This is a genomic window from Dehalogenimonas formicexedens, assembly GCF_001953175.1.
Classification (GTDB): Bacteria; Chloroflexota; Dehalococcoidia; order Dehalococcoidales; family Dehalococcoidaceae; genus Dehalogenimonas; species Dehalogenimonas formicexedens.
In genome coordinates this window covers 765,061-786,079 of sequence record NZ_CP018258.1, presented here as the reverse complement: position 1 = coordinate 786,079, position 21,019 = coordinate 765,061, and the positions used below count along the sequence as shown (strand labels likewise).

General features: G+C 50.7%; 23 protein-coding genes and 3 tRNA genes. 8 read left to right on the top strand and 18 right to left on the bottom strand.

The genetic code is table 11. The annotated features are described in order from the left end of the window. Positions 1 to 23 precede the first annotated feature (23 nt). Genes dapF through dxs form a run of 6 tightly spaced genes read right to left on the bottom strand, consistent with a single transcriptional unit; the run spans position 24 to position 6,950 of the window. Positions 24 to 872 (bottom strand): diaminopimelate epimerase, encoded by an 849-nt coding sequence (gene dapF, locus Dform_RS04200; RefSeq protein ID WP_076003916.1) that lies wholly within the window; start codon positions 870 to 872, stop codon positions 24 to 26. Further along, positions 859 to 1,800, bottom strand: coding sequence for a tRNA (adenosine(37)-N6)-dimethylallyltransferase MiaA (miaA, locus tag Dform_RS04195; RefSeq protein WP_076003915.1), 942 nt, complete (start codon positions 1,798 to 1,800; stop codon positions 859 to 861). The genes dapF and miaA overlap by 14 nt, the downstream gene beginning before the upstream one ends. A gap of 18 nt (positions 1,801 to 1,818) precedes the next feature. Next, complete coding sequence (gene tpiA, locus Dform_RS04190; protein WP_076003914.1) at positions 1,819 to 2,583, bottom strand: triose-phosphate isomerase; 765 nt, start codon at positions 2,581 to 2,583, stop codon at positions 1,819 to 1,821. A gap of 1 nt (position 2,584) precedes the next feature. Then, a complete protein-coding gene (locus Dform_RS04185) occupies positions 2,585 to 3,787 on the bottom strand; it encodes a 2,3-bisphosphoglycerate-independent phosphoglycerate mutase (protein ID WP_076003913.1) in 1,203 nt (400 codons plus the stop codon). 1 nt (position 3,788) lies between these two features. Then, complete coding sequence (locus Dform_RS04180; protein ID WP_076003912.1) at positions 3,789 to 4,985, bottom strand: phosphoglycerate kinase; 1,197 nt, start codon at positions 4,983 to 4,985, stop codon at positions 3,789 to 3,791. Between the two features lie 60 nt (positions 4,986 to 5,045). Then, complete coding sequence (gene dxs, locus Dform_RS04175; protein WP_076005059.1) at positions 5,046 to 6,950, bottom strand: 1-deoxy-D-xylulose-5-phosphate synthase; 1,905 nt, start codon at positions 6,948 to 6,950, stop codon at positions 5,046 to 5,048. Between the two features lie 160 nt (positions 6,951 to 7,110). Here dxs and Dform_RS04170 point away from each other — a divergent pair. Continuing rightward, positions 7,111 to 7,184, top strand: a tRNA-Arg gene (locus tag Dform_RS04170). 857 nt (positions 7,185 to 8,041) lie between these two features. On the opposite strand, the gene rplT is transcribed toward Dform_RS04170, so the two are convergent. The 8 genes from rplT to Dform_RS04125 all read right to left on the bottom strand — a co-directional run bounded on the left by rplT (position 8,042) and on the right by Dform_RS04125 (position 12,857). After that, positions 8,042 to 8,389 (bottom strand): 50S ribosomal protein L20, encoded by a 348-nt coding sequence (gene rplT / locus Dform_RS04165; RefSeq protein WP_076003911.1) that lies wholly within the window; start codon positions 8,387 to 8,389, stop codon positions 8,042 to 8,044. Positions 8,390 to 8,433: 44 nt separating this feature from the next. Beyond that, a complete protein-coding gene (gene rpmI, locus Dform_RS04160) occupies positions 8,434 to 8,637 on the bottom strand; it encodes a 50S ribosomal protein L35 (protein ID WP_076003910.1) in 204 nt (67 codons plus the stop codon). Then, positions 8,615 to 9,181 carry a translation initiation factor IF-3 gene (gene infC, locus Dform_RS04155; protein WP_076003909.1) on the bottom strand — a complete coding sequence of 189 codons (567 nt, stop codon included), beginning with the start codon at positions 9,179 to 9,181 and terminating at the stop codon, positions 8,615 to 8,617. Before infC ends, rpmI begins: the two co-directional genes overlap by 23 nt. 132 nt (positions 9,182 to 9,313) lie before the next feature. After that, positions 9,314 to 10,030, bottom strand: a complete 717-nt coding sequence (locus Dform_RS04150; protein WP_076003908.1) for an ATP-binding protein — start codon at positions 10,028 to 10,030, stop codon at positions 9,314 to 9,316. 334 nt (positions 10,031 to 10,364) lie between these two features. Beyond that, a complete protein-coding gene (locus Dform_RS04140) occupies positions 10,365 to 11,033 on the bottom strand; it encodes a Crp/Fnr family transcriptional regulator (protein WP_076003906.1) in 669 nt (222 codons plus the stop codon). Next, on the bottom strand, positions 11,033 to 11,953 hold the full coding sequence (locus Dform_RS04135; RefSeq protein WP_076003905.1) for a 4Fe-4S double cluster binding domain-containing protein: 921 nt from the start codon (positions 11,951 to 11,953) through the stop codon (positions 11,033 to 11,035). The genes Dform_RS04140 and Dform_RS04135 overlap by 1 nt, the downstream gene beginning before the upstream one ends. Then, a complete protein-coding gene (locus tag Dform_RS04130; protein ID WP_076003904.1) occupies positions 11,950 to 12,705 on the bottom strand; it encodes a hypothetical protein in 756 nt (251 codons plus the stop codon). Before Dform_RS04130 ends, Dform_RS04135 begins: the two co-directional genes overlap by 4 nt. Positions 12,706 to 12,772: 67 nt before the next feature. Beyond that, positions 12,773 to 12,857 (bottom strand) — tRNA-Leu (locus tag Dform_RS04125). Between the two features lie 84 nt (positions 12,858 to 12,941). Here Dform_RS04125 and Dform_RS04120 point away from each other — a divergent pair. Then, positions 12,942 to 13,316 (top strand): zinc-ribbon domain-containing protein, encoded by a 375-nt coding sequence (locus tag Dform_RS04120; RefSeq protein ID WP_076003903.1) that lies wholly within the window; start codon positions 12,942 to 12,944, stop codon positions 13,314 to 13,316. A 1-nt stretch (position 13,317) separates the two neighbouring features. Beyond that, positions 13,318 to 13,977 carry a YggS family pyridoxal phosphate-dependent enzyme gene (locus tag Dform_RS04115; RefSeq protein ID WP_076003902.1) on the top strand — a complete coding sequence of 220 codons (660 nt, stop codon included), beginning with the start codon at positions 13,318 to 13,320 and terminating at the stop codon, positions 13,975 to 13,977. Here the strand turns inward: Dform_RS04115 and Dform_RS04110 are convergent. Together Dform_RS04110 and def are read right to left on the bottom strand one after the other, a co-directional pair. Then, on the bottom strand, positions 13,974 to 14,615 hold the full coding sequence (locus tag Dform_RS04110; protein ID WP_076003901.1) for an MtnX-like HAD-IB family phosphatase: 642 nt from the start codon (positions 14,613 to 14,615) through the stop codon (positions 13,974 to 13,976). The two genes, Dform_RS04115 and Dform_RS04110, sit on opposite strands and share 4 nt — an antisense overlap. Continuing rightward, the gene (def, locus tag Dform_RS04105; RefSeq protein ID WP_076003900.1) at positions 14,612 to 15,133 is read right to left on the bottom strand and encodes a peptide deformylase; all 522 of its coding nucleotides are present in this window, start codon (positions 15,131 to 15,133) and stop codon (positions 14,612 to 14,614) included. Before def ends, Dform_RS04110 begins: the two co-directional genes overlap by 4 nt. A 109-nt stretch (positions 15,134 to 15,242) precedes the next feature. On the opposite strand from def, the gene Dform_RS04100 reads away from it, so the two are divergent. The 5 genes from Dform_RS04100 (at position 15,243) to Dform_RS04075 (ending at position 19,228) form a co-directional block, all read left to right on the top strand. Beyond that, positions 15,243 to 15,319: transfer RNA gene (locus tag Dform_RS04100), tRNA-Pro, on the top strand. Positions 15,320 to 15,430: 111 nt separating this feature from the next. Continuing rightward, on the top strand, positions 15,431 to 16,426 hold the full coding sequence (locus Dform_RS04095; RefSeq protein ID WP_076003899.1) for a tyrosine-type recombinase/integrase: 996 nt from the start codon (positions 15,431 to 15,433) through the stop codon (positions 16,424 to 16,426). Between the two features lie 62 nt (positions 16,427 to 16,488). Continuing rightward, on the top strand, positions 16,489 to 17,310 hold the full coding sequence (locus Dform_RS04090) for a hypothetical protein (protein ID WP_076003898.1): 822 nt from the start codon (positions 16,489 to 16,491) through the stop codon (positions 17,308 to 17,310). A 397-nt stretch (positions 17,311 to 17,707) separates the two neighbouring features. Further along, a complete protein-coding gene (locus Dform_RS04080) occupies positions 17,708 to 18,574 on the top strand; it encodes a hypothetical protein (RefSeq protein ID WP_076003896.1) in 867 nt (288 codons plus the stop codon). Positions 18,575 to 18,796: 222 nt separating this feature from the next. Next, positions 18,797 to 19,228 (top strand): hypothetical protein, encoded by a 432-nt coding sequence (locus Dform_RS04075; RefSeq protein ID WP_145925529.1) that lies wholly within the window; start codon positions 18,797 to 18,799, stop codon positions 19,226 to 19,228. 222 nt (positions 19,229 to 19,450) lie between these two features. Here Dform_RS04075 and Dform_RS04070 read toward each other — a convergent pair whose 3' ends face one another. Together Dform_RS04070 and Dform_RS04065 are read right to left on the bottom strand one after the other, a co-directional pair. Further along, entirely contained in the window at positions 19,451 to 20,164 is a 714-nt protein-coding gene (locus tag Dform_RS04070; protein WP_158513462.1) for a DUF429 domain-containing protein, read from the bottom strand. Between the two features lie 14 nt (positions 20,165 to 20,178). Then, on the bottom strand, positions 20,179 to 20,916 hold the full coding sequence (locus Dform_RS04065) for a DUF5677 domain-containing protein (RefSeq protein ID WP_076003893.1): 738 nt from the start codon (positions 20,914 to 20,916) through the stop codon (positions 20,179 to 20,181). Positions 20,917 to 21,019 lie beyond the last annotated feature (103 nt).

Genomic DNA, 21,019 nt, shown 5'->3' with positions numbered 1-21,019 from the left:
GGTTAAACCTTTCAGAGCCTTAGTTATTTAAGCCACGCGCCGGTAAACACAATTTCAGCCTCACCGGTCAAGAACACGTCTCCCTGCCCGGACCATTCGGCGGTCAATTTCCCACCGGGTAACGTTATGTCAACTGTATCACCAGTGTAGCCCATTATCCAGCTTGCGACAGCCACGGCACAGGCGCCTGAACCGCAGGCGAGCGTCTCTCCAACGCCCCGTTCCCAAACCCTCATCTCGATGGAACGACTGCTCCTAACACGTGCGACCTCGAAGTTGGTCTTCCTGGGGAAAATCGGCGCCTTTTCAACTTCCGGACCGATCTCGGCTAGGGAAAATTCATTCACCGGTTTATCCGTGAAATAAACAGCATGCGGGTTCCCCATGGAAACAAAACCGAGTTTGAGAGGTACATTTCCGGCTTGAAATGGGTAATTTACCGTCATACCGCAAACAAGGCCGCCTTTACCCAATTCGGTATTCACCGGAATTGAGTGCGGTTCAAATATCGGGGCGCCCATTCCTATGCGAATCCTTGATTTCCCGGAATCGCCCGAGATTTCAGCTTTCCTGACCCCGCCAAGAGTCTCGATTGTTAGGTTTTTGGCATCTGACACATTCTTGGCATTTATATAATGGACAAGGCAACGCAAGCCGTTGCCGCAGGCTTCAGCTTCTGAACCGTCGGTGTTGAAAATGCGCATCCGAAAATCGGCCTTGTCCGAAGGCATGAGCAGCAATAGCCCGTCGGCACCGACGCCGAAATGCCTGTTGCAGACTGCACCGGCAAGAATTGACCAATCACTCTTGGTATCAGCCGTCTCGATTAGCACAAAATCATTGCCGACGCTCTGGACCTTAGTAAAATCCATAATTCGAATCAGCCTCTTTCACAAATTCACAGACCAATCGTTTTACTTTTTCCAAATATTCAGTCCCGATATCAAACCAATGAATGCGTTCGTCGTTCAGATGAAACCAATTGTATTGGTGTCTTACCAGGCGATGGGTTTCAACCTTAATGCGTTCAACTGTTTCTCTGAGGTTAAGTTCACCCTTTAAATAGCTTACAACTTCTTTGTACCCTACGCTTCTGAACCCAGCGGCATCGGGCGCATACCCTCTGTCAAGCAGGGCTCTTACTTCCTCAACCAGGCCCATTTCTATCATTTTATCGACGCGAGCGTCAATCCTCCGGTACAGTTCCTCTCGGTCGGCCGTGAGGCCAATAACCAGAATCCGGTACGCAGGTTCCTGTTTGGTTGGCCGATCGCCAGAACTGGATGTTCCTGCTATCCTGGTCTCAAGAGCCCGAATTATCCGTCGGGTGTTCTTAGGGTCAATCCTGGAGGCTGCTTCAGGGTCCATAAGTTTAAGCCGTTTGTAAAGGACTTCATTTCCTGCGGCCTTAGCCCTGCCCTCGAGTTCTTTCCGTAAATTCATGTCCGGGGCAATCTTGGGTATCTGCCAGCCCTCCAAAACAGTCCAGACATACAGACCGCTGCCCCCGACCAATATGGGCAAACGCTTCCTGGATTGAATCTCGTCGAAGGCGGAATACGCCAGTCTTTGAAAATCAGCCAGGTTGAAATCTGTTTCGGGAGTAATTATGTCAAATAAATGACTTGGTACTCCGGCGAGATCCTCAGGTGTCTGTTTTGCGGTCCCGATGTCCAGGTATCTTAAAAGCTGGCGGCTGTCTGCGTTGACGATTTCTCCGCAGAAGGTTTTCGCCAGTTTGACGGCGAGATCGCTTTTGCCGCTTCCCGTCGGACCCACGATGGCGATGAGCTTATTCAAGCGGTTGCCACCGGGCGGTTAGGAACAGCTCAATTCGCCGGCCTGTTTCAAAATACTTAAGAATTGGTCGGCCTTAAGGCTTGCCCCGCCAACCAACGCCCCATCGACTTCCGGTTGGGATAATAGTTCGGTGATATTTGAGGCATTGACGCTCCCGCCATAAAGCAATGGAATATTCAAAGCAGCCTCGCTCCCGAAAAGCCCTTTGAGCAAATTCCGGATAAGGCCCATTATGTTGTTGGCATAGGCCGCGGTGGCCGCTTTGCCAGTTCCGATCGCCCAGATGGGTTCATAGGCTATCAATAACTCGGCAGATTCGATTCCCTTTAAACCTTCCTTGATCTGCCGGCTGATAACCGACTCAGCGTTGCTGCTCTCGTTTTCGGTCAAATTTTCTCCGACGCACATGATCGGCCTGAGCCCGTGTTTGATGGAGGCCTTCAATTTCCTGTTTACGGTCTCGTCGGTCTCGCAGAAATACATTCGCCGTTCGGAATGTCCGACAATGACATAACGGCAGAGGCCGGAAAGCATGCCCGGTGAGATTTCACCGGTATAGGCGCCAATTTCTTCGTAAAAAACATCCTGGGCGCCTAGCTCGATCGGCGTACCGGCGGTGAGTTCTTTCAATTTTGCGAGGGAAATGAACGGAGGGCAGACAATTGTTTCTACACGCCACCCCTTATCCGTCCCCTGCCCTATCTTAGTCACGAGATCTACAGCCTCAGAAAGCGTAGTATGCATCTTCCAATTGCCGGCGATTACTGGTGTCTTGTTTCCCATTTCACGCACCGTATTTTTCCAATTTCAACGCGTTGGCCATCGCCAAGGGCATAATGTGACACGCAGGTATGTGTCCCAGCCCGCCTGAGATGCAGGCGGTTTCATTGAAAGCGGATACGGTATCAGGTCTGCAGAATTTCCCGTTAACCACTACGGGTACCGCGTGCCAGCCGTGACCGCCAAGGGTCGCGGGAGTAGAGTGATCTCCGGTGACGACCATGACATCTGGTTTTAGTCCGATGATCAAAGGCAAACGCCTGTCAAAATCTTCAAGAACCGAGACTTTCCTGCCAAAATCGCCGTCCTCACCCGCGGCATCTGTGGCTTTAACATGTAAGAAGAAGAAATCGTACTTGTTGAAATTCTCTTTTAGCGTTTTAATCTCGTCGTCCAATGTTGCGCCTGTCTTTACGACGGTCATTCCGACCACTTTGGCCAATCCCCGATACATCGGATACGAAGCAATGGCGCAGGCGTCAAGTTTATATACATCCTTGAAACCTGGAAAATGGGGCATCCGCGAAAATCCTCGCAACAGCAACCCGTTTGCCGGGTGATGACCGGCGAGAATCTTGGAAGCCTGAGTAAGAAAAACGTTGGCTATCCTGGCCATTTTGGTGGAGTCATCGTTACCTGCAAAAACAGGTTGGGGCGCAAGACCAACGCGTTGAGGATCCGAATCGGTCACGGAATCGGAGAGCCCTTCTCCCCGGAATACCACTACCACCCTGTGGTCTTTGACCGCTTCTACAATCACCCTGACACCCTCGATCTCGATCCCATCCAACTGCGAAGCGATTATCCGGCTTTTTTCGGTATCGACCCTACCTGCCCGTCTATCGGTAATTATTCCTTGGTCGTCAAGAGTGCAAAGATTTCCTCTCGCTGCGACATCCCCGGGCTTCAGGTCGAAATCTATGCCGAGGGCTTCGAGAATCCCGCGACCGATCATACATTGTAACGGGTCATACCCAAACAAGGCCAGGTGCCCAGGGCCACTACCGGGGGTAATGCCGGGTAACACAGGATCAGATAGTCCGCAGATACTCTGTGAGGCTAAAGCGTCTAAATTGGGAACGTGTGCCGTTTCAAGCTCGGTTTTACCCGCATCGTTTGGCAAACCACCGAGGCCATCCAGTACCACCAAAACGATCTTCGTCTCGGTTTTCAGGCAGAGCTGGCGCATTAGACCGATCTGATCCATGCTAACCCGATTTCCCGCTCTTTTTTAGGAGGGCTTCTACCCCAGGGAGTTTTTCGCCCGAAAGAAATAACATCGATGAGCCGCCTCCGGTAGAAACGAAACTCATCTTGTCGGCCAACTTGAGTTCGGCGACTATTTCGGCGGTTGAACCGCCGCCGATAATGGTGGTGGCGTGAAGCCGGCTGATGACGTCGGCCATGGATTTCGTGCCTTCCGCAAACTGGGGCATTTCGTATATCCCCATCGGCCCGTTCCAGAAAACGGTCTTGGCCCGTTCAAGTTCTTTGGTAAACAGATTGATCGTCAGCAGCCCGATATCGACCACCCGACCCAGCGGCGGGATTTTCTCCACGGGTACGCAGATACCTCTCGCATCCGGAGTCAGATCGCCGGTGACGATGACATCTTTTGGTAGTAGGAACTTGATGTTGTACTTCTTAGCTTTGGCCATGAGTTTAACGGCGACATCGAGTTTGTCATCGACAATCGACTTGCCCACCTCGTAGTTGTCGGCTTTAAGAAAAGTCGCCGCCATGCCACCACCCACGAGGATGGTATCGACCTTATCCATGACATTTTCCAGTAATTTGACCTTGTCAGCGATTTTCGCTCCGCCGAAAAGGACGCAAAAAGGTCGCGCCGGTGTTTCGAGAATATGTCCTAGGGAGATCAGTTCTTTCTCAAGGAGCAGACCAGCTACGGCAGGAAGGTACCTTGTCACCCCCACGATAGAAGCGTGAGCCCGGTGCGCGGTGCCGAAGGCATCATCAACGAAGATTTCACCCAACCGGGCCAGTTTTTCAGCAAAGTCTGGATCGTTTGCCTCCTCTTCGGGGTGGAAACGAAGGTTCTCCAGGACGAGAATGTCACCGTCTCCAAGCCCAGCTGCCGCTTCCTCTACCTTAGGTCCGACACACTCATCGACAAAGCCAACCGGATGGCGCATCAGTTCGGCCAGCCTCTCGGCCGTAACTTTTAATGACAACGAAGGCACGACGTTACCATCAGGCCTTCCCATGTGAGACATGATGATGACTTTAGCCCCATTCTCAACCAGGTATTCAATGGTCGGAATAGCAGCTTTGATGCGCCCGTCGTCGGTGATGTGCCCGTCCGGGCCGAGAGGGACATTGAAATCGACACGTACAAGCACTTTCTTGTCCCTAACATCAATGTCGCGTACCGTCATCCTGTCCATTCAAACTCCAGCTAAGTCAGTACAAAAAAGAGCGCTTCGTGAAAGAGCACGGGATAATGGCTAACTCGAAACCAGGAATTGCTTCGAAAATTCAGCGTCTTCGGCGAATGCCGCTACCTCCCCGGCAATGCCTTCAGCATCCAGATGATAATTAGCCCTGAGCCTTGACTGGGTGCCGTGAGTAACAAATTCGTCCGGGATGCCAAGTGACTTCAATCTAACGTCGTTCAGGTCGGTTCTTTTTAGGAGGGATGCGACCCTGCTCCCCAGTCCTCCGGCGAGAACGTTCTCTTCGACCGTGACAAAACTCTTGATGTCTTTGGCGATCTCGAGTATCAAATTATCGTCCAATGGACTGATATACCGCACGTTGACAACCGTCGCCTTGATCCCCTTCGTTTCCAAGAGTTCGGCGGCTTCCAGAGCTGCGGCAACGCTGGCTCCGGCCGCTAAAACAGCCACATCGTGTCCCTGACGCACTATTTCGGCGCTACCTATCGGAATTTCTCTAAATTCGTTATCCAATTCCACACCGGTGCCTGCACCCCTGGGGTACCTTACCGCCATGGGCCTGCCGCACCTGGTAGCGGTGTAAAGCATATGTTGCAATTCGTTTTCATCTTTGGGTGCGGCGACTATAAGATCTGGAATCAGAGACAGGTATGAAAGGTCGAAGATCCCCTGGTGAGTTTTACCGTCTTCCCCAACAATACCGCCCCGGTCCAGAGCAAAAACCACCGGTAGTTTTTGCAACGCAACGTCATGGATTATCTGATCAAAAGCACGCTGTAAAAATGTTGAATAAACGGCAACGACCGGAGTCATGCCTTGTGCTGCCATTCCCGCTGCAAATGTTACCGCATGTTGTTCGCAAATGCCGACGTCAAAGATGCGGTCAGGCATCGTCGATTGCATGTGACCCAGACTGTACCCATCCGGCATCGCAGCGGTGATAACCACGATTCTTGGGTTGTCCCGGGCTATCTTTTCTACCGTCCTGGCAAAAATCTCACTATATGATGGGACTTTGTGGCTGTTACCGTTCTTTTTGGGACTGCCTTTGGGAGAAATCCCGTGGAAATTGATCGCGTCACTTTCAGCCGGTTCGTAGCCCTTGCCTTTGGTAGTCACCACATGGATCAAGGCAGGCTTGTGGGAATAGTTCTTGGCCTGTTCGAGCGCTGACATTAGGTCAGCTATATTATGGCCGTCAATTGGTCCGGTATAAGCAAACCCAAACTCTTCCCATAAAGTGGTCGGCATGATCATTTTCTTCATGCTGCCTTTTACTCGCTGACCGAGTTCCCAGATACGGTTGCCTATTCCAAATTTAGAAAGAAGCCTTTTACTGTTTTCAGAGGTCTTGTAATAGCGCTTATCGAATCGGACTTTGCCGAGCAGGCGGGACATCGCCCCGACAGTCGGTGAAATCGACATACCGTTATCGTTTAAAATAACAATCAGGCGCCTGCCAAGATGCCCTGCATTGTTGAGGGCTTCCAACGCCATACCACCCGTAATCGCGCCGTCACCGATGACGGCTATCACATTGTAATCATCATTTGCAAAATCTCTGGCGACCGCCATTCCCACCGCGGCCGAGATCGAGGTACTGGCATGACCGGCGGTAAAGGCATCGTACGGGCTCTCGTCCCTGCAGGTGAACCCTGATAACCCGCCGAATTGCCGCAGGGTCGCGAATTGCTCTCTACGGCCGGTCAACAACTTATGGGCGTAGGATTGATGCCCCACGTCCCAAACAATCTTGTCTCTTGGACAATCGAAAACCCGGTGCAGCGCAATGCTTAATTCCACCGCTCCCAGGCTTGAAGCAAGATGACCGCCGTTGGCGGTCACTCGGGAGACCATCTCTTCCCGTAATTCGACCGCCAATTTGTTCAGGTCGGCCAAAGACAGGGGTTTGAGGTCAGCTGGGGAATTAATACTGTCTAGAATTTTAGGCATGGTTGATTTTTCAGGGTCGTTTGGCACGGACTTAATACTAACAGCGGCTATCTATCGTGTCAAGGTAAAGTATTCGTAAATTACGATTGATGAATATCTGCTTTCTCCACCATGCCGAGTTCTTGACCCCTTCCGAATCACGATGCTACTATTAGCCCATGTCCCAGTAGCTCAGCTGGATAGAGCGGCTGCCTTCTAAGCAGCGGGCCGTGGGTTCGAATCCCGCCTGGGACGCTCTTCCCCCTATTGACCTCACTATCCTGTTTCTATTCATGGTGTTCAATTGTATTTCAGATACTGTGAATATCCATTGAAACAACTCGGGTTTTGCGTTCAAAACATTGGGAAAAACAACGACACGCGGAAAACAAATCCCTATTATATCCAGGGCTTCGCCCTCCCCCGACGATGCCCGGTTACCTACTCCGCGCGGGTGAGAATTTTCGGTCAATTGTATGCTGAAATTGCGATCCTGGAGTATACCGCATTGGTGAAGGCGCAACTGTCCAGTATATATCGCTTGTTATTATAGCCCTGGTGTTCTTTTGGTCGTCAAGCGAATCATGTCGCATTTGGTGTCATTTTGAAAATATATTTATGCCCCAAGGTCTAAAGCCTTTTTAGCACACTACTAGCTCAAGAGGTAATGGTTGTCTCAGCAAGCGGTGAAATTGGAGGCAACGCCGGCATTTTTGGAATTGGCGGTTGTATGGCGAGGACGATCCCGAAGCCCGGCCCGCTGGTACGCAGTTTGTTTTAGCAAGACTGAAAATATTATGTTAATTGCCGTAAACGGTTTATTTAGCGCATTTTCTACGGCAAATACCGCACCTTCAACCAAGGAGATTGAACGGCGGAGGTTTATAAGGATTACAGAAAGAAATAATGAATAAAGCGGCGGGTAAGCCGATGACTAACTCTTTTTGCGGCCTTTAAAAATGAAAAATACCAAGACAATGATTACCAGGATCAGAACAATTTCCGTAGGACCTAAGCTCACTTGATTTTACCTCGCTGACTGATGTTTTCATTGTATAGTATAAAACCCCCTGGAAGTTAATCCAGGGGGCTATCGAGCGTTTACGGGTATCTTAACTAACTGCTGTTTTGACGAGATCGGCGAAAGCTTGCGGTTGAGACACCGCCATATCCGCCAGGACTTTGCGGTCAAGTTCAATGCCCGACTTTGCCAAGCCGTCGATCAACCGACCGTAAGTCGTCCCGTTGAGACGCGCCGCGGCGTTAATCCGTGCGATCCACAACTTCCGGAAATCACCTTTCCGGTCTCTGCGGTGGGCAAAGGCATAGGCCAGGGCATGAGTCATGCTCTCATGAGCGCGGCGCCAAATATGATTGCGCTGGCCGCGATGGCCTTTAGTCAAGGCCAAGATATTTTTGTGTCTCTTATGGGTAGCTACACCACCCTTGATGCGTGCCATGTATTTTCTCCTAAATCCAGTCTAAATAAGTTGTACAAATTGAACTAAGGCGTACCGTAAGGAATGAGACGGCTGAGACGCTGGACGTCAGCCTTAGCTACCGGGATCATCTCATCGAACTGTCTCCGTGCTCTTTTCGACTTGTTGCGCCGCAAGTGGCTCTTCAGGCCTTTCATGCGCATCATCTTACCGTTACCGGTAAGCTTGAAGCGGTTCTGTGCACCTTTATGGGTTTTTAGCTTGGGCATTTTCAGGTTGACCTTCCTTTGTTTTCACTTTGGCGCCAGGCTTAGGCACCAGCATCAAATGAATTCTCGAACCCAGAAGCGTAGGCTGACCTTCAACAATCGAAACATCCGCCAACTCTTCGGCGATTCGCCTCAATATCTTAATACCCAGATCCGAATGAGTAATTTCCCGGCCACGGAACATGATGGTCACTTTTACCTTGTCCCCGGCTTCCAGTTGTTTCTGGATGCTGCGGACCTTAGCCTCGTAATCATGCTCGCCGATTTTGGGGCGAAGGCGAACCTCTTTGAGAAGCGACATCTTCTGACCTTTTTTAGCTTCTCGCTCTTTCTTGGTTTGTTCGTAGCGATATTTGCCGTAGTCCATGAGACGGCAAACAGGAGGTATTGATGTCGGGGCTACTTCAACCAGGTCGAGGCTGTTGCGACGGGCTAGTTCCTTGGCAGCCGCTACGGTCATAACACCCAGTTGTTCGGCGTTCTCACCGAGCACCCGAACTTCGCGGCCCAGGATTTTCTCGTTGACTCGGAGTTCTTTAACTATGTGCCAGCTACCTCCAGGGTAAAAATAAAGACCATCGAAAACTATATCATAATTACGTTGAAATGTTCAAATATACATACCGGAGGCAATCGATACATAATTACCACCGGTGATGATCAACAATCGTCTGTATCAGGCTAAATCCAGAACCTGCCCGCGGATGCCAATGGTCGTCTCCTGGATAGGTACACTGACCCCGGACTCAAGAGATGCCTGTCGCACCAGCTGTGTTAAACCGCCACAGCAGGGAACCTCCATGCGTAAGACGGTGACGCTTCGAGGCTGGGCATTCCGGAATATCTGGATCAGTTTATCGAGATATGCCTCGCAGTCGTCAAGCTTGGGGCAGGCAATCAGCAGGCTCTTGCCCTGGAGGAAATCCCGGTGGAAGTTGGGATAAGCAAAAGGAACGCAGTCTGCCGTCAGCAAAATATCAGCGCCCTTCAAAAAAGGGGCGTGAGGAGGCACCAGGGTCAATTGGACGGGCCAATTTGATAACATCGACCGATCGGGGGTTTCTGCCGGTCTTTTTTCGGGAGCCCCCAACGGTCGATCGAACGACATCATACGGGTTGAAGGGCAAGAATGCACCGCTTGCTTCATTGTTTTTCGGGCAGAGTGTTCGACAGCCGCCGCCTCATCAAACTCAGGAGCTTCTCTCTCCTCAATGGAAATGGCATCCATCGGGCATTCGCCCAGGCAGGCTCCAAGGCCGTCGCAGTAGGTTTCGGAAACTAATCTGGCTTTACCGTCTATAATATGGATGGCCCCTTCGACGCAGGACGGGACGCATTCGCCACAACCGTTGCATTTCTCTTCGTCGATTTTAACTATCTTTCGGACCGGCATCTAACGTAACCTCCCCTTATTGACCCTGGATTTTTTGCCATTCTTCTTCACCCACGCACTGTCTTGCCGCAGAACACCAATCGGCACACGACGGCACCTTACGCCGGTTGGTGAAAAAACCGCATCTATTGCATTTGACCCGAACCTCATCGGAGAAGATTTCCAGCTCAGATCCGCACCGTGCACAGAGCAGAATCTCCGACGTGAGTTTTCGAGAACTTTGACCCGGGCACCTGGCGTTCAAAGTGGTATCCTCAACTTTTAGGATGATTATACCAGTGCCCGTTTGCGTGGAATATGATCTATATCAATGTGTGATGAGCTTAGCTGAAGCTCAACCTTCAGCTAACACCGCAAGCTTGGGTCCGTCCCCGATCACGACCAGTCCCCGTTTAGATGTGATTATCCCCTCTTGTTTAAGCCGGCTTAAGTAGCGGACTGTCGTTTCCAGTGTTGTCCCGGACATATCAGCCAGGTCCTGCCGGGTAAACGGGAGTTCCGGACCGAGTTTCGAATACAGGCGATAAAGCGTCCTCGACAGCCTCTGTTCAACGCGTTCCCCCGCCAGGTCGTGAAGGCGGCTCTGGGCTTCCCGTAAACGCCCGGAAAGGATGCCGATCATTGCCAGTGTCACCTCCGGGTGTCTCCGGACAAAATCCCGAAATGCCTGACGGTTTATGGATAGAGCGGCCGAGGTTTCGAGAGCGACGGCTGATGCGGGATACGGCTTATCTTCGAGAACGGCTACCTCGCCGAAGATTTCTCCCGGACTAAAAAAGGCGACTGCGGTTTCCCGGCCCTGGGACCCGTGCTTGATCACCTTCACCCTGCCGGAAATGAGTAAAAAGAAGTTGTCCGGCGCGCCGCCCTCCCAGAAAAAATATTCCCCCTGGACGAATTGTTTTTCCTCAGCGCGCGCCAATAAATCCGCCAGATCTTGATCCGAAATAGATGAGAAAAGAAAACTGCTCTTGAGGGCAGACGATGCCGTTTGATAGTCCATCAGGCCGGCTCACCCGATTTTTCCAGCAACAGCCTGAGGTTTCGCGGCAATATGGAATAGAACGGGGCCAAATGAAAATAACGCAGTTTATCACGGGTGGATTGGTTCAATTTATCTAAATCAACCCCGGATAAGATGGCAAGTGTTTCCGCTTCGGAAAACTCGGCGACATTGGCTGCGCTATTGATGACGTCATGGTTCATCGGACACACCTGCTGGCACACCCGGCAGCCGATGAGAGAATTATGCCACCTTTTTTTAACCCAATCCGGGAAATCCGATGGTTCTTTGGATAATAGGGAAAGGCAGCGGCTGACGTCGTAAACTTCCTGGCTGATACATTGTGTCGGGCAAGCTTCAATGCAGAGCCCGCATTCACGGCACGAAGGCGCGACCCGGTGCTGTTCACCCCAGGTATCGTCGACAGCCGGCAAATCGGAAAAAAAGGACGTCAACCTGAAAAAGCTGCCCATCCCCTCGATATACCCCATGTTGTTGATACCATTTTGGAGTAAACCGGTATGGCTCGCCAGGACCTTCGTCGGCAGGTTTGAATCAGCAAGACGATAACCGTGAGTGCCGATAGCGTCTGTTATGATTTTGATGATCCGCGCGACAACCCGGTCGTAATCCCCGGAAAGTGGAGGGGCTTCGAACGAATGGTGAATCCCACGATAGATAAATCCCAATCTAACCGGGGTCACCGGAGCGGCTATGACGATTATCGACCGGGCGGGGAAATCAATCGGAGGAGCGAAGTCGAAGCGGTGCTGCGAAAGGTGCGGCGACCGGCGCCAGACATCCCGAGCTGTAATCATTTTATATTCGGCTTCCAGGTCAGCCAACCGCTCTATCGGAGCGATACAAGCGCGGTACCCTGCTTCGGCCAGGTTATTTATAACTTCGGTTGATGGTGTCATTCCTTGCTCAACTCCCGGCGCCATCGCTCAACCCAACAAGCGTCCATTTTGATCAAACGATTCTTCGACAAATTGTCTTTCATTATACGTCGAATGTCCGGTTCAAGCTTTACAAGCCATTTTTCCATCGCGCTCTTGCCTCGCAGGGGCACAGCAGCCACCGCGACACTCCAGCAGTATCCAAGTGCTTGCCTCAGGACCTTGAAGCTCTCCTCTCGGCGGTCGGTGGCGGTAACCATCGTGCCGGTTATCGTGTCCAGGATGTCGATTACTTTCCCGGCGACATCAGGTCGTTGAAGTAACCTCGGCTCGCAAAGAGTAGCAGCCGCCGCCCGTTGTTGGTAACGATTCCCCCCGGCCCAAACCTCCACCTTGGCAGTAAGATCATCAATGTCTCTGTCTCCATAACTCTGGAGCGCCATAGCCACAGCTTCCCGGGTCCTCCACCATGGATCACTGGCAAAAGTTTTCAGTTGCTCCCAGATGGAATCGTTAGTCTTCGAAAGATATTTCCCCAATCCATAAACTCCGCAGAAATGCAGAAATTCTCCGGGCGAATTGGCGGGCGCTTTATCCGGAGTGAATGAAAGAAAACCATCGAAAAGGGCTTCATCCCCTTCTTCAAAAACAGCGCGGGCTAGTTCAAGGTTACCGCGCGGCCCGGGTAACCCCGAATGAGCCAGGAGATACGGCTCCCAGTGCCGCAATTTTTTCAATTCTTCGCGATAAGCGCCGATCTTGGAAACAGTCATGATCGCAGGCACCTGCGAGGAAGAGGAATACTGGAAAGCAATAAGAAACTCATATATCTATGGCAAATGGTGGGGAAGCGGGGACTCGAACCCCGACGCCTTGCGGCACATGATCCTAAGTCATGCCCGTCTGCCAATTCCGGCACTCCCCCAAGGCTAGATATTCTAACACAGCAACATCACTGCCGCACCTGATATTGACAACATGCGATCCGATAAGATTATATTCATTTGTCATGGTATTCATATTTGGCAATAAAGGTTATGGCGATCCGCTGGGTTATATTGTCACCAGGTGTCAGAAATGCAAAACGGACCGCATCTTCTTCGTGCACCAGGTCCGGGAAAAACTCACCCTGTATTTTGTGCCTACCGTCCAGTACAAGGTCAAGCAGTACATGACCTGCCTCAACTGCAACGAACGGTATGAGATAGCCGACGGACTCAAGCCACAGGTCGCCGAACGGCTTATGACCGAGGAACAGTTGAAAACGACGCTGGGTGAAATTGCGGCTCAGACCATGCTGCCTCCCCTCCACTGCTCAACCTGCGCCTCCCCGATAGATCACGGCATGAAATTCTGCCCTTACTGCGGCGCAAAAACCTCATAAGATGTACCAACAAATTCGGGACAATGTGCTCCGCCTGAGGACTGAAATCCCATCTGGTGTTTCGATCCTCGCCGCCGTTAAAGGCCGCACGGTCGGGGAGATTGCCGCCGCTGCAGATGCCGGAATCACCATCCTGGGCGGGAATTACATCCAGGAAACTGAAGCCGCGAGATCTCTCCTGCCATCCCGGGGCGAGTGGCATTTTATCGGTCACCTGCAGTTGAACAAGGTGAAAAAAGCCGTTGAGCTTTTTGATCTGATACAGACGGTTGATTCTGCCGCTTTGGCGGAGTCTATCAACAGGCACGCGGGCGGCTTTAACAAGGTAATACCGTTGTTGATCGAGGTAAATATCGGCAGGGAACCTCAGAAGAATGGAGTCTTACCTGAAAATGTTATCGCCTTAGCCCGGCTTATCTCAGGACTTCCCAACCTCCGTCTTTCCGGGTTGATGACGATGGGGCCGAACATTCCGCAACCGGAACTCAGAACTTTTTTCGCGGCGACCCGTGCCATCTACGAAGATCTTAAAGCCTTGTGTCTTCCGGGCGCCGATATCCGTTTTTTATCCATGGGTATGAGCGATTCCTACCGAGTTGCTATCGGAGAAGGCGCCAATATGGTGCGACTGGGGACGGCAATTTTCGGGCCGAGGCCTTAATTCAGCTTTTCCAATCCTTCAACGATATCACGAAGATCGGAAAACGGGGTGTGCGCCAATTTTTCACGGCGGTAATAATCAAGCAAAGAATCGGTGGCAAAGGTGTGTTCCGCCAGGCGGGAGGCCGGGACGTCCGATACTCCGTTACCGGCGTAAAGCACACGGTACCCCTGGTTCAAAAACCGGCGGGTGTGATAGGCTTTGAATTCGTCGACCAGTTCGTGATTGTCGATGTCGTAATATCGCGCGTCCAGGCCGTTCGGCGTGAATAGTGTCCTTGAGGCGGCAATCTCAACTTGGCCGAAGCCATTGTGCCCAAGTAGCGTTTGGACATAGAAATCGAGACCGTTTGAAACCACCCTGAACTCGATGCCCTTCGCGCGACAATAATCGAGAAGTTCGCGCACCCCCGGACGCAGCCTGGCTTCTTTCCTGACCAGCTTTTCCAGGGTGGCCCGGTTTTGCTTGACCAGCTTGAAAGCGCGGTAATTGAACTGACCTACCGGAATTCTGCCTTCCTGGTAATCCTTGAGAATTGATTTCCAGTCTCCCTCGGCGAACCGATCGAGGATCAGAAAGCTGACATCTTCCTCGGTCAGGGTGCCGTCGAAATCACATTGAAGGAGTATCCTGGTCACTGCGAGGCAGCCAGGTCGGCGGCGGCGTCTTTAGCTTCGACTTCGACCGGTTTTTCTTTCTTGAACAGTTTATCTGGCGATTCAACCCTATCTATGAATAAAACGCCATTGAGATGATCAATTTCATGTTCGAGAGCCTGGCAGAGCAATTCCTTGCCGCGGACCCGGATTGGTTTCCCCTGGCGATCCAGGCCTTTGACAATAACGGATATCGATCGCTTAACATGGCCGCCGAGGTCAGGCACCGAAAGGCAGCCTTCCTCGATTTCACGTTCGCCGACGCGTTTGACGAACTCAGGATTGATGATGGCGAAAGGCTCTTCCTCGGGCATGCCGAGGACGATGCAGCGGAGCGACACGCCCACCTGGGGCGCCGCCAGACCGCAACCGGATCCGGCCTTCATCGTTTCGATCATATCGTCAATCAGGGTCTTGATGCTCTTATCAACGACTGGAACGGTTTTCGCTTTTTGCCGGAGGACCTGATCGGGGTATTTTATTATCGGTCTAACGCTCATCGAGCCTCACTCGTTAATAGTTATGTAAATATTATATCTAATCCACTCATTCGGGACAACCGCTTGCGATAGACTATCGTCTATGCTAACATCTTTAGGCTCATTTCGGCGGGGTGTAGCGCAGCCTGGTAGCGCACCTGAATGGGGTTCAGGTGGCCGACGGTTCAAATCCGTCCACCCCGACCACTACGATTGAAGTGGTTCTATCACCGCACCTGAATCATTAGGGCTGCAAAGGTAGGCTGGACATCGTTCAGCGCACCTGATTCGATAAATGGCGAGTCCGCACAATCGAATATGGATACCGAGCTTAAAGTGGGAGTCCCTTTGGGGCAATCGCTCAAATCACTAGCGGCCTACTTTGTCATCACCAAACAATCCGAAGGAAAAAGTCCAAAGACCGTCTCGTATTACCATGATAATTTACGCCGTTTTCTCTGGTACTGCGACCAACAACAGTTCAGCGACGACATCAGGCTCATCACCCAATGGCAAGTTAAGCAGTTCTTAGCCTATGTCGGTTCCGCTAAAGACCGCTGGGGTCTGACAGGAACTGAAAGTCAGACATCCAAACTCCCCGCTAGTCAAGCAACTGTCAGACATTATTATGTCGTATTGTCCTGTTTTTTCAACTGGGTGGTGGCTGAAGGGTTTCTTTCAGAATCACCGATGGCCAAAATCAAGGTAAACAAACCCAAGCCGAAGGTCATTACCCCCTATTCACCCGAGGAAATGAATCATATGTTGGCAGTCTGTGACCAGGATTTTGGTTGTGGAGCTAAATTCCTTGGAAGTCGCAATAGGGCACTATTGTTGGTATTTCTCGACTCTGGTATTAGGCTTTCTGAAATGGCTGGAATGCGCCTAGATGATGTGAATTCGCAAACCGGTGAATTCAAGGTGACTGGCAAGGGTGATAAACAACGCTTTTGCCATCTGGGAGTTACTGCTAGAAAAGCCTTGTGGAAATATCTAATGTTTCGCCCCGGCGTCCAATGCACGGACCTTTGGCTTACTGAAGAGAGTCAGCCCATGGCTCTCAGGGGTATTCAAAGTGCGATTGAAAGCCTCAAAAAGAGGGCTGGTGTGAAAGGTTCAGGGAACGTGCACCGCTTCCGGCATTCGTTTGCCCTGAATTTCCTCCGTGCCGACAAAAATGTTTTTAACCTTCAATATCTGCTCGGTCACTCTGACTTAGATATGGTAAGACGCTATACCTCGGCTTTGGGGATGCAAGATGCGATTGAGGCGCATCGAAAATCAAGCCCGGCAGATATGATGAAACTCAAGTGAATTTTGTGTTTGGCAAGCTCGAGCGGCCATTTCGGTAAAAGCGCCGTCGAGGGGGGTTGAAAATGGGAACTTCACAGGAAGAGCAACCAGAGCCAAAACCTGAACCTGAATATTTCTTGCCCGGTGTAAAAGAGGCTGTGGAACTTGTTGTTGAGTTAAGCGACGTGTTCGCGTGGAATCAACTATTGGAAGAAGCAGGAAAAGGGGAATTCGGAAAGAAAGCCAAGGCTTATATCGAGAACGAGGAACTTGAACTCGATAACCTGCTCAAATTCAAAAAGGTTGGCGTTTGTTTCGGGGATTATCAAGATACTTGGCTTGAAGAACTAGCGGGTATTGCTGGACCCATGATAGCTCAGATATGGGGCCTGACCGAATCATCCGGTTACGCTTTACAAATACAAATATACTGGGGAGATGAACCGGGTGAATTGCCATTTTTCTTTGTTTTCAAAAAAGGCATACCCGAACCACCACCTGATGCGAGTGTGCATACTGCGATGAACGAGAACCGGTTGTACTTGGACGTAACTGACCTCTCTTACAAGAGGTTCGTGCGAGCGTACAAGACAATCGCGGATTGCCGAAAATCTATTGGCTGGACCGGAAAAGAGTTGCTTGAAGGAACCCACCGTCACATTGATGCCGAAAAAGCGCTTGAAATGGTTGAATCCAAAATCGCGGGCATGAAAATTAAAAAAATAGCGGCCGATTATCAATTCAAAATCTACACATCCGATAATACAGCAGGTTCTTACCCACTAGCTAGATGGTATCTCAAAAAGGGTGAAGGCATATATCAAAAACTAGTGTTGCTTGAGGGTCGTATCTGGGAATGGTACAAAAACCAAATGGTAAAACAGCAGCCTGAAAGGAACTCCTGAGTAGTTCTTAGACTTACAACCAAGCCCTGGCTGCCTTTTATAATACCCTCGGGATGAAATCCGAGGGTATTTTTATGAAACCGAGAAAGTTCATGGACGTTACCGAAGCGGGTCGGCTAGGAGGCCTGAGGACGCTTGAAACAAGGGGCGTTCATCATTTCTCTGTTATTGGACGCAGAGGGCAAGAGGTTATGCGAGCCAGGCATCCGGGTCAGGCCTCTGAGTGGGGTAAGCATGGCGGACGCCCCAAGAAACCAGCACAGACGCCAATGGGCACTCTGAAAGACGGAAAGGAGAACGCGGACTCGCCGTGAGTTGCCCTGGCTCTCTGTAAATAAACCCGGGGGTTCGGTGGACAACTTGCAGCAGGCTACCGAACCCCCAGAAAGGACACAGATTGCGTCACCAATCTGTTTCCAAATCTATTATACCCCCTGAATTCAAAGAAGTTAAGGTCCGGCTTGTTCCCGATTTGGCAGCAGCGGCGCTGAAACGCGGCCAGCACAAAACATACGCCACCTGGTCAGTTTTTCGTGCTATCAGCAGCGATGGATTCGTCGATTATAAATCAGCGGTCCGTACTCTCTTGATACTCGGATTATCAAGAGCCGGGGCGTATGCTCGATTAGCACAACACCACGGATTCTGGTCTGTGATACTCAAAAACGGCAAGCGTCGTCTGTTGATTCTGGGTTTACTGCGCGTTGCGAAATTACTCGAAGCCAAAGTTACCTCCACCCGGTTCATCGAAGTTCCATTAGCTGACTTTACAATCAAATGCCAAAAAGGCGTCCTATTAGCATCGGTCATTCCCACAAACCGTTGCCAGCTCATCAGCCGCGCTACAATCGAGCAAAAAACGGGGGTTTCCCGAAGAACCCAAATCCGGCTTTTCCAGAAGGTAGGCGTCACCTCTGTCTCCCATTTATTAGTCGATGACACTGGCTTTCAGATACGCCGCCAAGTGACACCAGAGTTTTGCAAATCACAGCCCTTCTATACCGCTAGGCTTCCCAACTCTTTCAGGACTCCTAGCCAGTTTGGCGTCAAACATATGCATCGCCGATTGGTTCGCGAGTTGCGCCGAGGTGGTGGTGCTGAAAATGGGAGGGGCACCCAACCACCTCGGCGTCATTTCTTCAACAATCTGAAAGGATTATGTAAAGCTAGGGCGAAAGGCGCAACCGGTTTCATGTGCTATAAAAAATCGCCTGGGGAATTTGTGTTGTTTGACAGAGAGCGTCCAGATTTTGGCGCATATTAGGGGAGGATACGGAGGGGTTGGGAAGTGTTCCAAACAACCGACATAAACCCATTTAAGGGGGTGACGCTCGAATTTCACTGAAATAACTAGTGCGCATAAGTGTTTCCGATGACCACCGCAAACGCGGACTCTAGGTTTGCGCCACCCTGGTAGTTTTTCAGCTCTGGTTCGGAAGTTAAAAACAGAATGTATCTTAAAATAATGTTGAAGGAGTGTAACCAGATGGTCAAATGTGGAATCTGCGGCAAGGAAGTAAAAACACCTCAAGCATTAACGGGGCACCTAAGACTGGCTCATAAAATCAAAGATTCTAGTGGTGAGCACTCAGCGGTGAGTACTCAGCACTCCGGACCGCTAAACGACGATGCCGAGCTGGCTGTGCTCAAGCATGAAGTTAAGGTAGCCGAGTATCAAGCCGAACTTACAAAATTCAAAGCGGTGAATGAGAAATGGGAAGTCCGGTTTACCAAGGTCGAAAACGAACTAATGGTGTTGAAAAGCCTCATCTTATCTTCTGTTGACACCGCACTTGGGCAAGCCATGAGTCATGCCATCGGCCAAGTTGATTGGCACCATCCCGAAGGGTTCATCGCGGAATATGCAAGTTCTTTTGCTGAGAACATCGAAAAAACCGTAAGAGCAAGATACCAATAAAGTGCCATAGGAAGCGTGTTGCCATCTCCCGTGACTGGGAGCAGAAGAGGACTATTCCGGAAGCGCATCGGCTTGGCAAGGTGGCTGCAGACGGCGGCGAGCCGGGGGAGGATAACAAACCGCGAAAAGGCGGTGGCTAAAGGACCCGAGAAAATCTAGCTTCTGGCACTCAATCGTAAGGGGCTAAAAAAGAAATGACACCATTTAGCGCGGCTTCATCGGCTATGGCTGGAATACCACCATCTGCATGGGAAGCCCCGTGGAATCCGATGCTGGTGCTTCTGGGATTGTGCTTAACCGCCCTTGGCTAGTCAAACCTGTGATAGCTCCAACAAGAGCATCGATAATATCATCCTTTGCGATTTTCCAACCGGGTTGGGCAAGAGCGCAGGTAATAATGTCGTCGGCTTTAGGATAATGCCGTTTCAAGATTTCCGAACGTTCTTTGAATCCAAATTCCGTTTTCTTATTGTGTTTCATGGGCGTGGAATTGTTCAAACCCCAAAAGCATAACTCAGGATGGATTTCCAGGATTATCTCCCGCGCTTGAGTCTTCGCTTGCAGGAACTCATCAACTTCTCGGATTCTTGGCATAATGGCATACGTCTGCTTGGACATTCGCCGCCCGGTTTTACTACTGTTGATTTCACAAGCCTCCTCCCAGGAGTTGGCCATCAATGCTGCCCTACAAGGGACCTGAAATACCGAGAATTGGCGGTCTCCCAGGAGAGAGCGAGCCATCGTATCACAAGCCCGCTGCGCTCCTTCATCGATTAAACCGATGGGGATATCAACAAGAATCCATTTCGCTTCTTGGTAACTTTCCCAGAGTTCTGTGAAGGTTGGGAAAAGGTCGACGTCCCAAGATGCATCGTCAAAAAGTTGAACTGCTAACCAACGGCCTTTACTGACATCGACTCCAACCCAACTGTCCATGTGCATATTTCCTTCTACGTTTTTGGTATTCTACTGTATGCACGTTCGAGCATGGATTCCATTCCAAGGTTCAGGAATATATCGATGAAGCTGAAGGCTGCCCAAAGATAATAAAATGCCTCGCACAGGCACATCGCGCATTCATCAGCTTGCGGTTCACGGTTAAGCCGGACACCTGATTCGCTGAATTTCAGATATTTATTGGACGAGATAATATTCGAGTGACTGACGTCTGAGTAGGTTTTGTATAAAAAATCGTAGCGTTCTAGCCATCCAATCTCCTTACACATGGTTTTTAGGCTCAGACCCGACCAGTGTTCATAAGACTTGAAGCCGAATTCGTCTCCGATTTGTTTTGCTTCTTTTTTAAGGTGTTCAAACTCTTGCTCGATTCGCTGCCGGTCCTCTGCACTCAGATGGGACATGGCGTCCCATTTTTGTGAGGCATCTCGATACTTCTGTGAGTCAAACGCGAGAAAGGCCACGAATCTGGTGAGTCGCGGTGCCGGGTCTTTGGATATCCAGAGTAGGTTGGCAGTCGCTTCAAACATACTTCTCAGGATTATTCCGCCTTCGCTACCGAAGTCCCTCAAAGCGAGGACTTCGAGAGCTTCTTGGTGTCGAGCTATTTTCACAGCCAAATACAACAACGGCCAACAATGAGGAGGAAATGGGCTGGCTCGTTCCAATCCAATCTCAAGGGATTTCCGGAAGTCTCGATTTAGGTAAATTAACTCATGGACTGTCGACATCGCGTTTTACTTTATCCGAAGTTCTTTTTTGGATTCAACCTACCCGGCTAATATTTCGTTCAGCTGCTCCTAAATGTGTACTTGAGGTCTGGTCAAACGTGTC

Excerpts from the sequence above, each read along its gene's own strand:
- dapF (WP_076003916.1), bottom strand. The coding sequence starts at position 872 with ATGGATTTTACTAAGGTCCAGAGCGTCGGCAATGATTTTGTGCTAATC.
- tpiA (WP_076003914.1), bottom strand. The coding sequence starts at position 2,583 with ATGGGAAACAAGACACCAGTAATCGCCGGCAATTGGAAGATGCATACT.
- Dform_RS04185 (WP_076003913.1), bottom strand. The coding sequence starts at position 3,787 with ATGGATCAGATCGGTCTAATGCGCCAGCTCTGCCTGAAAACCGAGACG.
- Dform_RS04180 (WP_076003912.1), bottom strand. The coding sequence starts at position 4,985 with ATGGACAGGATGACGGTACGCGACATTGATGTTAGGGACAAGAAAGTG.
- dxs (WP_076005059.1), bottom strand. The coding sequence starts at position 6,950 with ATGCCTAAAATTCTAGACAGTATTAATTCCCCAGCTGACCTCAAACCC.
- rplT (WP_076003911.1), bottom strand. The coding sequence starts at position 8,389 with ATGGCACGCATCAAGGGTGGTGTAGCTACCCATAAGAGACACAAAAAT.
- rpmI (WP_076003910.1), bottom strand. The coding sequence starts at position 8,637 with ATGCCCAAGCTAAAAACCCATAAAGGTGCACAGAACCGCTTCAAGCTT.
- Dform_RS04150 (WP_076003908.1), bottom strand. The coding sequence starts at position 10,030 with ATGCCGGTCCGAAAGATAGTTAAAATCGACGAAGAGAAATGCAACGGT.
- Dform_RS04140 (WP_076003906.1), bottom strand. The coding sequence starts at position 11,033 with ATGGACTATCAAACGGCATCGTCTGCCCTCAAGAGCAGTTTTCTTTTC.
- Dform_RS04135 (WP_076003905.1), bottom strand. The coding sequence starts at position 11,953 with ATGACACCATCAACCGAAGTTATAAATAACCTGGCCGAAGCAGGGTAC.
- Dform_RS04130 (WP_076003904.1), bottom strand. The coding sequence starts at position 12,705 with ATGACTGTTTCCAAGATCGGCGCTTATCGCGAAGAATTGAAAAAATTG.
- Dform_RS04120 (WP_076003903.1), top strand. The coding sequence starts at position 12,942 with ATGGTATTCATATTTGGCAATAAAGGTTATGGCGATCCGCTGGGTTAT.
- Dform_RS04115 (WP_076003902.1), top strand. The coding sequence starts at position 13,318 with ATGTACCAACAAATTCGGGACAATGTGCTCCGCCTGAGGACTGAAATC.
- def (WP_076003900.1), bottom strand. The coding sequence starts at position 15,133 with ATGAGCGTTAGACCGATAATAAAATACCCCGATCAGGTCCTCCGGCAA.
- Dform_RS04095 (WP_076003899.1), top strand. The coding sequence starts at position 15,431 with ATGGATACCGAGCTTAAAGTGGGAGTCCCTTTGGGGCAATCGCTCAAA.
- Dform_RS04090 (WP_076003898.1), top strand. The coding sequence starts at position 16,489 with ATGGGAACTTCACAGGAAGAGCAACCAGAGCCAAAACCTGAACCTGAA.
- Dform_RS04075 (WP_145925529.1), top strand. The coding sequence starts at position 18,797 with ATGGTCAAATGTGGAATCTGCGGCAAGGAAGTAAAAACACCTCAAGCA.
- Dform_RS04070 (WP_158513462.1), bottom strand. The coding sequence starts at position 20,164 with ATGGACAGTTGGGTTGGAGTCGATGTCAGTAAAGGCCGTTGGTTAGCA.
- Dform_RS04065 (WP_076003893.1), bottom strand. The coding sequence starts at position 20,916 with ATGTCGACAGTCCATGAGTTAATTTACCTAAATCGAGACTTCCGGAAA.